Origin of the sequence: Nocardioides palaemonis (genome assembly GCF_018275325.1) — a bacterium.
GTDB classification, from domain to species: Bacteria; Actinomycetota; Actinomycetes; order Propionibacteriales; family Nocardioidaceae; genus Nocardioides; species Nocardioides palaemonis.
The window spans coordinates 332,954-345,590 of record NZ_JAGVQR010000001.1; the positions used below are offsets into that span (position 1 = coordinate 332,954).

Consider the following 12,637-nt stretch of genomic DNA (forward strand, 5'->3'; position numbering starts at 1 on the left):
CGGACGTCCGGCGAGGCGTACGTCCTAGACTCGCAGGCATGACTTTCGGGGACTTCGTCCGGCTGAGCCGTGCCTACGTGTGGGTGCTCATCGGCTGCACCGTCCTCGGCGCCCTGCTGATGATGGCGAAGACGACGCGGGACCCGGTGCTCTACTCCGCGACCGCGTCGGGCCTGGTGCGGGTCGGCAACGCCGCCACCGCGGGCGAGGAGCAGGGCAACGCACAGCTCGCCGAGGACAAGGCCAACCTCTACGCGTTCCTCGTCTCCAAGACGCCGGTCGCGGAGCGGGTGGTCGACGACCTGGGCCTCGACGTGCCGCCCAGCGCGATCGCCGGTCGCTTCTCCGCCTCGGTCGACGCGACCGTCAACGCGCTGACGGTCACCGCGATCGGCGCGACTCCGGAGGAGGCGCGTGACCTCGCCAACGCCGTGGTCGACGCGGTGGTCGTGGTCGCGCAGGAGGTCGAGACCGGCGAGTCGACGCCGAAGGGCGAGCCCCTGACGCGGATCGTCCCGCTCGAGGAGGCGCAGCTGCCGGGCGCCCCGTTCACCCCGGACTACCGCAAGGCGGCGATGAAGGGGGCCGCCGGCGGACTCGCGCTGGCCTACGCCGTGCTCATCGCCCGCCGGCTGATCGACCGCCGGATCCGCTCGGTCAAGCACGTCGAGGACGCCACCGGGGCCTCCGTGCTCGGCATCATCCCCAAGGAGGACGCGCTGGACCGCGGCCACCGCGGGGTGCGCGGCGACCTCGGGCGCGCGGCCGAGTCGTTCCGCCAGCTGCGCACCAACCTGCGCTTCGTCGACGTCGACAACGAGCCGCGCAGGATCGTCGTGACGTCCGCGCTCGCCGGCGAGGGCAAGTCGACCGTGTCGTCCAACATCGCGCGCCTCGTCGCCCAGGCCGGCACGCCGGTGCTGCTGGTCGACGCCGACCTGCGCCGCCCGATGATCGCCAGCACGTTCGAGATCGACGGCACGGTCGGCCTCACCCAGGCGCTCGCTGGCGACGTCGAGGTCCGCGACGTGATCGTCGAGTCGGGCCTGGCCAACCTCAGCCTGCTGCCCGCCGGGCGGATCCCGCCCAACCCCAGCGAGCTGCTCGGCTCGCTGCGGATGAAGCAGTTCATCGACGAGCTGTCGCACGACTACCTCGTCATCCTCGACGCCCCGCCGCTGCTCCCCGTCACCGACGCCGGCCTGCTGTCGGCCTTCTGCGACGGCGCGCTGCTCGTGCAGGCCGCCGGCAAGACCCAGATCGAGCAGAGCGAGCACTGCCGCCGGATCCTCGACCAGGTCGGCAGCCGGCTGCTCGGCGTCGTGCTCAACAAGGCGCCGGTCAAGGGCGCCAGCGCGATCGCCTACAGCAGCGGCTACGGCGGCTACGGCTACGGGAGCTACGGCGGCTACAAGGCCGAGCAGGAGACGCTCGAGAAGTACTCGACGGCTGGCAAGGGCCGGCGCCGCCTGGCTCGCTCCGGCAAGGACTGAACGCCCGGGTCAGTACGCCCGCGGCTGACTGGACGTACGTCGTTGTCGCTTGTCGCCCGCCGTGGTCGCTTGTCGCCCGCCATGGCGGGCGTCGAGCGGAGGTAGGTCCGCTCGAGTCACTCAATAGTCCGGAGAGCCGGTCCCGCGGCGGACTGGTCGACCGCCGTGGTCGCTTGTCGCCCGCCATGACGGGCGTCAAGCGAACGTAGGTCCGCTCGAGTCGACCCGTGGCGGCCGGCCCACCCCCCCAACGCCCCAACCCCGCCCGTCAGTACGCCCCGCGGCTGGCGAGGACGGCGGTGACGGTGCGGGCGAGGATCAGCAGGTCCTGCACCATCGACCAGTTGTCCACGTAGTAGAGGTCGAGGCGGACCGTGTCCTCCCACGACAGGTCCGAGCGACCGGACACCTGCCACAGGCCGGTCATGCCGGGCAGCACGTTGAGCCGGCGCAGCATGTCGTCCTCGTACTGCTCGACCTCGCTCGGCAGCGGCGGGCGGGGGCCGACCAGGCTCATGTCGCCGCGCAGCACGTTGACCAGCTGGGGCAGCTCGTCGAGGGAGAAGCGCCGGATGAAGCGGCCGGGGCGGGTGATGCGCGGGTCCTCGGTGCTCTTGAAGAGGACGTGGTCGCGCGCCTCCAGGTCCGCCAGCCGCGCCTCGGCGTCGACCGCCATCGAGCGCAGCTTCAGGCAGGTGAACTCCCGGCCCTCGCGGCCCACGCGGGTCTGCCGGAAGAGCGCCGGACCGCCGTCGGTCCGGCGGATCCAGACCATCAGGCCGAGCAGCACCGGCCAGACGACCAGCAGCACGAGCAGCGCCCCGACGACGTCGAAGGCACGCTTGGCGTCGTTGGACGCGAGCTGGGAGCGCGACCGGCCGAGGTGCATGAGCGGCAGGCCGGCGACCGGCCGGATCCGCACCCGCTCGCTCGAGACGTCCGTGACGTTGGGCGCGACGATGATCTGGACGTGGTTGTGGTCCTCGAGGTCCCACGCCAGCCGGCGCAGCTGCGTGGAGGACCGCACGGCGCCGGCGGTGAAGAAGACGATGTCGACGTCGTGCTCGTCGACGACGGCGCGTACGTCCTCGATCAGCCCGAGGACCGGGACGCCGCCGGTGGTCGGCTCCGACGCGGCGTGCACGGCAGGCACCAGCGAGCCCACCACCTGGTAGCCGAGCCAGGACTCGCGCGCCAGCACCTGGTGGATCTCGGCGATGTAGATCGGGCTGCCGACGAGCAGCACCTTCTCGTTGAAGTGACCGGCCCGGCGCAGGCGCTGGATCACCCGCCGCGAGCCCAGTCGCCCGAGGAGCAGCAGCAGCACGCCGATCGGGAAGAGCAGGACGAAGAAGCCGCGGGACAGCGGGTACTGCATGAGGAACGCGGTGGTGGCGACGAGCGCGCCGGTGAAGAAGGACGCGTTGACGACGAGCTTGAACTCCTCGGTGCCGGCACCGAAGACGTCGCGCTCGTAAGCGCCGAAGAAGGCGAGCATCACCAGCCACGTCGCGACGAAGAACACGCTCGCCAGCGCGGTGTTGGTGAGCACGTCGCCGGCCGCGTCGAAGACCGACAGCGTCAGGCGGAAGCGCAGCGCGAGCACCGTGGCGACGCTGATCATCACGAGGTCGACGCCACCGACCAGCCAGGGGAGCAGCCGCTTGCCCTCCGGTCGCACGCTCAACCGACTCTGCCTTCCTGGAACGCCACGGCGCGGATCCGCTCGATGAAGCGCCGCTCGCCGAACTCCTCTGCCCGAGCCCGCAGTCTTGCACCGTCCCACGTCTCGGCGTCGGACCGCTCGAGCCCGGCGGCGATGAGGTCGGGGTCCGGGCGGTCGACGAAGACGCCGGTCTCACCCTCGAGGACGGTCTCGAGGAAGCCGCCGCCGCGCAGCGCGACCGCGGGCACCCCGAAGGCGGCGGCCTCGAGCGGCGCCAGTCCGAAGTCCTCGTGGCTGACCGCGACCAGCACGCCGGCGTCGCCGTAGACCTGCCGCAGCTGGGCGTCGGGCAGTCCGCCGAGCAGGCGTACGTTGTCGGGCAGGGTGGCGCGCAGCCGCGCCTCCTCGGGGCCGCGGCCGACGACGACGAGCCGGCGTCCGGTGCCGCGCACCGCCTCGATCACGGCGTCGACGTTCTTGTAGGGCAGCAGCCGGGAGACGACGAGGGCGTAGCCGGGCTCCCAGCCGTCGAGCTCGGGGACCGGCTCGCGGGGTGCGTCGGCGTCCATCCCGTGCGGCGGCGGCAGCAGCTCGGCGTCGCGGCCGTAGGTCTCGCGGATCCGACGCTGCACGACGCGGCTGTTGGCGAGGTAGACGTCGACCCGGTCGGCGCGGGCGCGGTCCCAGCGCTTGAGCATCGGGCGCAGCGCGAGGACCGGCGGCCCGAGCGGCGAGCGCCACGCGGGCCCGCCGAGGTACTCGTCGGTCTGGTAGAGCCAGCGGGCCGGGTTGTGGCAGTAGACGACGGTGCGGGCGCCCTCGGGCGTGTCGAAGCCGTGGGCCCAGCCGCTGCTCGACGCGACGACGACGTCGGCGTCGACGCGCAGCCGCGACGCGGCCGGGGCGAGCAGGGGGAGCGCGAGGCGGTGGTCGCGCCGGAACGAGCTCACCCGGTTGAGCGGCGAGACGCGGACGTCGGCGCTGGCGAACTCCGGGTAGGTGCCCTCGGGGTCGTAGAGCGTGGTGTGCACCGCGGCCTCGGGGAAGGCCCGCATGAGCGTCAGCACGACCCGCTCGGCGCCGCCGCGCTGCGTCAGGTAGTCGTGGGCGATCGCCACCTCGGCGCGGGTCATCGGTCGAGCTCCTCGAGCAGTCGGCGTACGCGCTCCCGGCCGGCCTGCGGGGAGTACTCGGCCTCCCAACGCGCGCGGGCGCGGTCGGTCACGGCGCGCACGACGTCGGGCTCGGCGGTCAGCGCCAGCTCGAGCACACGGGCGAGGTCGTCGACGTCGCCGGCCCGCGCCACCCACGGGTGGTCGGGCCCCGCGACCTCGGGCATCGCACCGGCGTCGGACACCACGAAGGGGACCCCCGCGGCCATCGCCTCGGCGACGACCAGGCCGAAGGACTCCGGCACCCGGCTCGGGAACGCGACCACGTCGCAGCGGTCGAGGAGGTCGGCGGGCGCGACCCGGCCGAGCAGCTCGACGCGACCGCACAGCGCGGCGAGGGCGGCGCGCACCGGTGCCCGCTGGTCCTCGGGGACCCAGCGGTCGTCGCCGCCGACGACGAGGGTGCCACCACCCGCGGCGACCGCGCGGGCGAGCACGTCGAGCCCCTTGTCGGAGGACAGGCGTCCCAGGAAGCCCACGCGCCGTCCGGCTGCGGGCCGGGGGCGGAGCGCGACGTCGTCGGTCCAGTTCGCGAGGACCTCGGCGCCGCTGACGCGACCGGCGAGGTACGCCGACGGGACCAGGACGCGGTCGCTGCGGGTGCGGGCGACGCGCAGCGCGGCCCACTGCTGCGGCGAGCGCGGCAGCTGGTGGAGGTGGACCAGCCGTCGGCGGTGGCCGGCGGTGGCGAGCGCCGGCACCAGGCCGTGGCACCACAGGACCCCGTCACGTCCGGTGCGGTCCCAGGCGCGCAGCCGTCGCAGGTGGTCGCGGCGTCCGTCGGCGCGGATCGCGACGACGTCGGCCCCGACCGCGGCCGCTGCGTCGAGGACGTCGGTGGGGGAGTCGGGCGCGACGACGGTGACCGGACGTCCGAGGTCGACGAGCGCCGCGGCCGTGCGGACCAGCACCTGCTCGCCGCCGCCGAGGTCGGCGTTGTTGGCGGCCAGGAAGACCCGCTCAGCCATCGGGTGCCTCCCGTGGCTGCAGCGCGCGGCCGAGGGCGAACCCCACCGCGATCGCCATCGGGGTGTCGAGCAGCACCTCGCCGAGCGTGACCGCCATGACCGCGACGCCGAGGATCGCGGCCTGGGCTCCGGCGGCGGAGAGGTCGCCGCGGCGCGACTGCGCGGAGATCCGCAGGAACGCGAAGACGAGCAGGCCGAGCACCAGCAGCAGCGCGGCCCAACCGCCCTCCTGCCGGGTGGCGAGATAGCTGTTGTGGAAGAAGAACTCGAGGTCCTTGATGTTGACCTTCGCGGTGCCCGGTCCGTGGCCGTACCACGGTGCGTCCGAGAGCTGGACGCGCTCCTGGGCGATGATCCGGTCGCGCAGCTTGTCGCTGCCGGAGCGGTCGGAGAAGGGCCCGAAGGTGGTGAGGGACTTCGGGATGTTGCCGACGATCCAGACCAGCCCGCCCGCGGCCGCGGCGCCGCCGACGATGCCGAGGCGACGGCCGAGCAGCACCCAGACGAGCACGAACGCACCGGCGAGCAGGCCGGTGCGCGAATAGCTCAGCACCAGGCCGGCCACGACCGGGACGGCCAGCGCGAGGCGGACCTTCCAGCGCTCGTCGGCGAAGAAGACAGCCAGCGTGCCGAGCACGGCGATGAAGTACGCCCCAGCGTTCGGGTCACCGAGGAAGCCGGTGAGCCGGCCCTCGTAGGCGCTGCCACCGATGCCGACGAGCGCCAGACCGATCACCCCGACCAGCCCGGTCGCCAGGCCCAGCCCGGCCGAGCGCAGCGACACCCGTCCGGTGCCGAACGCCCACACCAGCCCGGCGAGGATCGCGACGTGGCCCATCCGCCGGGTCCAGTCGACCTGGTTGGCGATGCCCGACCAGAGCAGCACCGCGACCAGTGCGCCACCCAGGATCACCACGGGCGACGGCAGCTTCGCGCCCGCGCGGGCGGGACGCAGCAGGCACAGGCCGACGAGCGCCGCCATGGTGAGCTCGTTGAGCGGGTAGCCGGCGACCTCGACGGTCCGGAACGGCAGGCTGGCCAGCAGCACGAAGTCGGTGATCCGGACCTCGCGGTCGGCCTCGTCGGCCCGGTCGGCGGTCCGGTCGGGCAGGTTCCACGGCGACTCGACGCGGCTCATCGGCCCGCTCCCGCCGCGGCGTAGACCTCCGCCGTCCGGGTGCACATCTCGGCCACCGTGGGCCAGCCGTCGAGCCCGGGGCGTACGCCGGGCTCCAGCCCCTGCGCAGCCAGCGCCGCCGCGACCCCGGCAGCGTCGTCGGCGCGCACCAGCGACCGCTCGGGCAGGATCTCGGGGTTGCCGCCGACGTCGCTGGCGACGACGCCCATCCCTCGCACGGCGGCGTCGAGGAGGGCGTAGGAGCAGTTCTCCCAGACCGACAGCATCGCCAGCACGTCGTGCTCGGCCATCGCCCGGTCGGGGTCCACGAACCCGGGCAGGCGTACGGCGTCGCCGAGCCCGAGGCGCTCGACCTGCGCCCGCAGCACCGGCTCCTCGGGCCCCGTGCCGGCGAGGGTCAGCGTGGCGTCGGGGTGGTCACGGTGCAGCGCGGCGAATCCGTCGACGAGGGCCGGCAGCCGCTTCTCCGGGGACAGCCGGGCGAGCGACAGCACCCGCAGCCCGGGCTCCCTCGCCGGTCGAGGTGCGAGCGGGTCCACCCCGTTCGGCACCACCGTCACCGGCACTCGCGGTCGCCACTTCTCGGCCATCGCCTCGGCGGTCGCGCGGCTGACCGCGATCGCGCCGTGGAAGCGACGCATCCGTGCGGTGTGGGCCGCTGCCATCAGCCGGGTCTTCGCCCCCGAGCGGTGGTAGACCACGTCGTCGCGCGCGATCCCGTGCTCGGTGGTCATGAGCCGCGGGCCGCGACCGACGGCGAGGGCGGCCACGATGTCGGCGTGGGCGAGGTGGGTGTGGACGACGGCGGGCCGCTCGCGGCGCACGGCGTCACGCAGGGTGGAGACCGAGGCGCGCAGGCCGTGGTCGGGGCCGAAGGGGCCCTCGACCACCGTCGCGCCGAGATCGCGCAGCCGCTCCGGCAGGGCGCCGGGAGGTGCGAGGAACACCAGCCGCCATCCCGGGATGCCCTCCCGGGCCACGTCCAGCACGTGGCGCGCGACCCCGGCGAGGTCGCTGACCGGGATCGCCCACAGCGCGGTGGGTGGGGTCAGAACCATTGCTCCAACCGCTCCAGGGCGATCCAGAAGCCCTCGCCGTCGTTGACGTGGCCCTGCCAGATCTCGGGGATGAAGCTGACCCCGGGCGCGAGCGCGTCGAGCTGCTGGGCGAGCACGGCCCAGTCGATCTCGCCGTCGCCGACCTGCACGCCCTCGCCGTCGACGCCGGTCGCGTCGACGAGGTGGAGGTGCTCGGTGTGGGGCGCGAGCAGGTCGGTGGCCTCGGCGAAGGACATGCCGAGGTAGTTGGCCGACAGCTTGGAGTGGGAGACGTCGAAGCAGAGGCGGCGGTCGTAGGTCTCGGCGAACGCGGCGGTGTCGCGCGGGTCGACGAAGAGGTTGCAGTAGAGCTGGCCGCCCATGTACCACGGGTAGGGCGGCAGCGTCTGCGCGCAGAGCCGCACGCCGGAGTCGTCCACGCGCGCGAGGCCCTCGGCCACGCGGGCGTACATCCGCTCCCGCTCGGCCGGGGCGACGAACGCGTCGGTGGTGAAGCCGCCGAGACTCGCCACGATCACCGGACCCTCGGTCTCGCCCTTGGCATCGGCGTGCTTCGCGAAGTGCTGCTGCATCTCGCGGGTGGTGTCGACGACGCGCTGGAGCTCCCGGATCGAGCGCTCCCAGTGGGCGTCGTCCTCGGACGCGAGGTTGAGCAGGAAGTCGCCGGCGAAGAGGTCGGGCGAGTGGGTGGTGAAGCCCATCGGCAGCGCGCCGTCGTAGGCGGCGAAGACGTCGGCGACGGGGAGGTCGAGGTCCTTGTAGGAGAAGTGGAACTCGAGGAAGTCGGGGGTCGTGTCCTTCGTCATCGCGACCACGTCGTGGTAGCGCACGGCGAGGCCCCACGGGCGACGGAAGTCGTAGGCGCGGCCCTTCGGCGCGGCGTCGCCGAGGTCGGTGGCGTAGAAGAAGTCACCCGCCTCCAGCACGCGGGTCGTGGTGCGGCCGACCAGCTTGTCGAAGGCGTTGGGCTGCAGGCCGCGCCCGGGGCTCTTGATGTCGACGTCGGCGGCGGTGAGGACCTCACCGACCTCGATGCGGCGGGCGGCGACGAGCGACTTGGCGAGGTTGACCCGGTTCATCATCTCGCCGGTGGAGACCGCGCGCGGAGCGGCGGTGCCGAGCGCCTCCTCGACCTCGCGGACGCGCTGGACCATCTCCTTGAACTCCCCGGGGAGCAGGCTGACCTTGTGGTCGTTGCCCTCGAGGTCGCGGTCGATCGTGAAGTGCTTCTCGATGATCCGCGCGCCGAGGGCGACCGCGGCGACGGGGACGTGGAAGCCGCGCTCGTGGCCAGAGTAGCCGACCGGCGCCTGGGTGAGCTCGGCGAGGCGGGTCAGGTAGGCCAGGTTGACGTCCTTGAAGGGCGCCGGATAGGTCGACTGGCAGTGCAGGAAGGCGTGCGGGACGCCGGTGGCGCGGACCACGTCGACGGTCTCGCGGATCTCGCCCTCGGTGGACATGCCGGTCGAGATCACCATCGGGGTGCCGCTGGCGGCCATGTGGCGCAGCAGCGCGTGGTTGGTCATGTCGGCCGACGCGACCTTCAGCGACGGCACGCCGTAGTCGACGAGCCGGTCGACGCTGACCGGGTCCCACGCGGTGCACATGACGTCGACGCCGACGTCGCGGCAGTGGTCGAAGACCTCGAAGAGCTGGTCGGCCTCGAGGTTGTACTTGGCGAGCAGGTCGAGGGTGTACTGCGGGCCGAGGTCCTCCCCGCCGGACCCGGAGGACCCCTGGCGGTAGACCGACTCCATGTCGCGCAGCTGGAACTTCACCACGTCGGCGCCGGCCTCGACGGAGAGGTCGACGAGCTGCTTGGCGAGCGAGACGTCGCCCTGGTGGTTGATGCCGATCTCGGAGATCAGCAGCGTCGGGGCGTCGGCGGCCACGACGTGGCGCCCGATCCGCAGCTCGTCGGCGCGGTTGATCGCGACGGCGACGAGGTGGCCGCGGTCGTCGACGAGCGCGACGTGGTCGATGCCGGAGCCGAAGGCGTGCGAGATCTCCGCCGGGCTGCTGCCGATCGGCAGGCTGCGCGGCGAGGTGTTGGCGGCCTCGATCGCCGGGACGTCGACGGTCAGGCTCGCGGCCGTGCTCACCCAGCGGCGGAAGTCGCCGTCGGACAGGACGCCGTCGAGGTGCCCGTGGGAGTCGACGAGGAAGATCACCCGCGCCTTGTTGGCGGTGATCTTCTCCAGTGCGCGCAGGACCGGGTCGCCCGAGTAGACGACGTACGGCGTGAGGTCACGCTCGATGATCAAGGCGGCTGCCTTCCTTCGGTGTACGTACGTGTCCCACGGTATCCAGCACGGGCACGACGCGCGGGGACTTGGCCGGGAAGGGGCTCAACGTCCCAGCAGGCGAGCGGCCAGGGCGACGTCGAGCTCGGTGTCGATGTCGATCCCCTCGTCCTCGGCCATCACGAACAGCCCGATCCGGCCGCCGAGGCGGTTGTCGTGCTGTTCGTAGACCTCGGTGCGGGTGAGGTAGAGCGATCCGGTCTCGCGGTAGCGCCGGCCCTCGGGGGTCAGGTCCTGGCGGCGCGGACGGGCGGTGACGTCGTACGCCGCGGTCGGCGGGTCGCCGGCCTGCCAGACGAACGGCGGCTGCTCCACGACCCCGACCATCGAGTCGACGCCGGTGGCGGCGAACTCGGTCAGCGCGCGGGCGAGGGTGTCGTCGTGGCGCACCGGCGAGGTGGCCTGCAGCAGCATCACCGCGTCCGGCCGCCCCCGCTCGGCCGTGACCTGCTCGATCGCGTGCCGCACGACCGGCTCGGTGGGGGTGGTGTCCTGGGCGAGCTCGTCGGGCCGCAGCCACGGGACGCGGGCGCCGGCGTCCCGTGCGACGGCCGCGATCTCCTCGTCGTCGGTGGAGACGAGGACGTCGAGACCGGGGGTCGCGAGCGCCTGCTCGATGGTCCAGACGATGAGCGGCTTGCCGCCGACGTCGAGCAGGTTCTTGCGCGGCACGCCCTTCGAGCCGCCGCGGGCAGGGATCACGCAGAGCGTCACGACGCGGCCTCCTGCACGACCTCGGCGACGCGCCGGGCCGGCTGCACGGCGGGACGGTCGGGGGCGGGCGTGGGGGAGTCTCCGAGACGGTGCATGCGATAACGCTCCCAGAACTCGCCGAGCCACGCGGGCGGACGCGGCAGGTCGACCCAGGCGTCGCGGCCCCGCGCGGCCGCCTCCAGGACGCCGGTGGAGAAGACGCTGACGATCGGCGCGTCGAGATCGACCAGCGGCGGCCCGTCGGTCACGACCCGCACACCGGCACGCTCGAGGGTGCGGAGGACCGCGCGCGAGGTGACGTCGCGCTCGGAGGGGTGCGGGCGGTAGACGGCGCCGTGCGCGCGACAGGTGGTGAGGGCCGCGTGCGCGAGCCGGGCTCGGGAGATCTCGGCGGCGTGCCCCTGGCCGAGGTAGGTCAGTGGTCCGCTGCTCCCGCTGGACGTCGCGCCGACGCCTCCGTTGGTCGAGGAAGGCGCTCTGGCCGAACCGCTGGTCGAGGAAGGCGCTCTGGCCGAACCGCTGGTCGAGGAAGGCGCTCTGGCGCCTGTCACGAGACCCGCCCGCCACAGCAGCTCGCTGCCGACCACCGTCACGTCGACGTCCCGCCGGCCGGCCGTCCAGAACGCGCCGTCCTGCTCGCTCCACGCGAGCAGCCGCGCGACCCGGGGCAGTGGCGGGGCGTAGGGCGTCAGTGCGCCGTGCTGGGAGACGTGGAACGGGACGTCCCGCTCGTCCGCCAGCGCGAAGGCGGCCGCGCCGATGGGCGTGTAGTGGCCGGCGGCGAGCACGGCGCGCGGCGAGAGGTGGGCGCCGAGGTCGTCGAGCGCGACCGAGGTGCGGCGGTGACTCGCGTACGCGGCGGGCGGCTGCCACCCGGCCGGCGCGACGACCGCCGTGGTGGCGGCCGCCAGGTGGTCGAGCGGGGCGATGACCGCGCGGTCGACGCTGGCGTGGGTCGCCTCGACGGCCACGAGCACTGCGACGTCGCCGTCGGGCAACAGCAGGTCGGCGACGTCCGGCGCCACGGGGCGTACGCGCGACCGTGCGGTGCGCGCCGCCCACCGCACCGGGTGGCGCGACTCGTGCCACCGGCGCCAGGCGACGAGGTCGGCGGGGTGCCTCAGACCGTGTCCCACGAGGCCTCCAGGACGGCCGCGCGTCGGTCGAAGGTGTGGTCCGCGAGCGTGCGTGCGCGGGCCGCGCGGCGGATCCCGTCGGCCCAGTCGCGGTCGCGCTGCACGCGGCGGCACAGCTCGACGAGCTCGTCGCCGGTGGTCCAGGTGAGGACCTCGGTGCCGGGCTCGTAGAGGTCGCCGACGTCGTCACGGTCGATCAGCTCGACGCCGCCGACCCCGGCGGCCTCGAAGGTGCGCATGGTGAAGCCGTCCTGGTCGCCGTGCAGGTTGAGGGTCGCGGCAGACGAGGCCATCACGTCGTAGGCGCGGGCGCGCGACAGGTCACGCTCGGCCGGCACCGTCGGCGCGCCGAACCGCCACGTGCGGAGCCGGTCGACGGGGTGTCCCGACCAGTCTCGGCCGTAGGCGCGCACCGGCACACCCTGCTCGTGGAGCAGGGTCAGCACGGCTTCGCGGGAGGCGTAGCGCGCGCCGACGAAGCTGACCTGCGCGGTGCGCAGCGTCGTGGGCTCCGGCACCAGCCGGTGGTCGAAGGCGAGCGGCAGGTGGCGCACCACGTGTCCGCGGGCGGCGAGGTGGGAGGCGTCCCTCATCGAGTACGAGGCGAGCGGGCCGGCGGCCAGGAGCCGCTCGGGCGTCCAGCGGGTGCGGCGGACCTCGTCGTAGAGCCAGGTCACGCGCGGCAGGCCGGCGAGGGCGTCCCAGAAGTCGTCGCCGAGGGTGTCGCCCTTGACCACCACGACCGCCTGCGGGCGGGTCCGTCCGACCGCGGCCACCGCGCCGGCGGTCTGCTCGCGGCCCAGGCTGCGCAGGCTGCCGGCGCCGATCTTGTGCGGCAGCTGGTGGCGCAGCTGGTGCCAGCTGCGTCCCGCGATCCCGCCGTTGTCGTCGTAGAGGTGGGTGGTGACGAGGTGGCCGCGCTCGGCCAGCGAGGTCGCGATCGCGGCGTGGTAGCCGTGGAAGCGCGGGCTGACCAGGAGGACCCGCAC

The 12,637-nt window shown here is 73.6% G+C and carries 10 protein-coding genes; 1 reads left to right on the top strand and 9 read right to left on the bottom strand.

What is annotated here, in order from left to right; translation table 11 throughout:
• Positions 1-38: 38 nt before the first annotated feature.
• Positions 39-1,493, top strand: coding sequence for a tyrosine-protein kinase domain-containing protein (locus KDN32_RS01625; RefSeq protein ID WP_211730378.1), 1,455 nt, complete (start codon positions 39-41; stop codon positions 1,491-1,493).
• Between the two features lie 268 nt (positions 1,494-1,761).
• Here KDN32_RS01625 and KDN32_RS01630 read toward each other — a convergent pair whose 3' ends face one another.
• The 9 genes from KDN32_RS01630 to KDN32_RS23135 all read right to left on the bottom strand — a co-directional run bounded on the left by KDN32_RS01630 (position 1,762) and on the right by KDN32_RS23135 (position 12,637).
• Positions 1,762-3,174, bottom strand: coding sequence for a sugar transferase (locus KDN32_RS01630; RefSeq protein WP_307853985.1), 1,413 nt, complete (start codon positions 3,172-3,174; stop codon positions 1,762-1,764).
• A 2-nt stretch (positions 3,175-3,176) separates the two neighbouring features.
• Positions 3,177-4,292, bottom strand: a complete 1,116-nt coding sequence (locus KDN32_RS01635; protein ID WP_211730380.1) for a glycosyltransferase — start codon at positions 4,290-4,292, stop codon at positions 3,177-3,179.
• Complete coding sequence (locus KDN32_RS01640; protein ID WP_211730381.1) at positions 4,289-5,299, bottom strand: glycosyltransferase family 4 protein; 1,011 nt, start codon at positions 5,297-5,299, stop codon at positions 4,289-4,291. The genes KDN32_RS01635 and KDN32_RS01640 overlap by 4 nt, the downstream gene beginning before the upstream one ends.
• Positions 5,292-6,437, bottom strand: a complete 1,146-nt coding sequence (locus tag KDN32_RS01645) for an O-antigen ligase family protein (protein WP_211730382.1) — start codon at positions 6,435-6,437, stop codon at positions 5,292-5,294. Before KDN32_RS01645 ends, KDN32_RS01640 begins: the two co-directional genes overlap by 8 nt.
• Complete coding sequence (locus KDN32_RS01650) at positions 6,434-7,495, bottom strand: glycosyltransferase family 4 protein (RefSeq protein ID WP_249216333.1); 1,062 nt, start codon at positions 7,493-7,495, stop codon at positions 6,434-6,436. Before KDN32_RS01650 ends, KDN32_RS01645 begins: the two co-directional genes overlap by 4 nt.
• Positions 7,486-9,759 (bottom strand): N-acetylneuraminate synthase family protein, encoded by a 2,274-nt coding sequence (locus KDN32_RS01655; RefSeq protein WP_211730383.1) that lies wholly within the window; start codon positions 9,757-9,759, stop codon positions 7,486-7,488. Before KDN32_RS01655 ends, KDN32_RS01650 begins: the two co-directional genes overlap by 10 nt.
• Positions 9,760-9,843: 84 nt before the next feature.
• On the bottom strand, positions 9,844-10,512 hold the full coding sequence (locus KDN32_RS01660) for an acylneuraminate cytidylyltransferase family protein (RefSeq protein ID WP_211730384.1): 669 nt from the start codon (positions 10,510-10,512) through the stop codon (positions 9,844-9,846).
• Positions 10,509-11,648, bottom strand: coding sequence for a hypothetical protein (locus KDN32_RS01665; RefSeq protein WP_211730385.1), 1,140 nt, complete (start codon positions 11,646-11,648; stop codon positions 10,509-10,511). Before KDN32_RS01665 ends, KDN32_RS01660 begins: the two co-directional genes overlap by 4 nt.
• Positions 11,633-12,637 carry a glycosyltransferase family protein gene (locus KDN32_RS23135; protein WP_211730386.1) on the bottom strand — a complete coding sequence of 335 codons (1,005 nt, stop codon included), beginning with the start codon at positions 12,635-12,637 and terminating at the stop codon, positions 11,633-11,635. Before KDN32_RS23135 ends, KDN32_RS01665 begins: the two co-directional genes overlap by 16 nt.

What these genes read in the sequence shown, in the direction of transcription:
- KDN32_RS01625 (WP_211730378.1), top strand. Translation starts at nt 39, where the DNA reads ATGACTTTCGGGGACTTCGTCCGGCTGAGCCGTGCCTACGTGTGGGTG.
- KDN32_RS01635 (WP_211730380.1), bottom strand. Translation starts at nt 4,292, where the DNA reads ATGACCCGCGCCGAGGTGGCGATCGCCCACGACTACCTGACGCAGCGC.
- KDN32_RS01640 (WP_211730381.1), bottom strand. Translation starts at nt 5,299, where the DNA reads ATGGCTGAGCGGGTCTTCCTGGCCGCCAACAACGCCGACCTCGGCGGC.
- KDN32_RS01645 (WP_211730382.1), bottom strand. Translation starts at nt 6,437, where the DNA reads ATGAGCCGCGTCGAGTCGCCGTGGAACCTGCCCGACCGGACCGCCGAC.
- KDN32_RS01650 (WP_249216333.1), bottom strand. Translation starts at nt 7,495, where the DNA reads ATGGTTCTGACCCCACCCACCGCGCTGTGGGCGATCCCGGTCAGCGAC.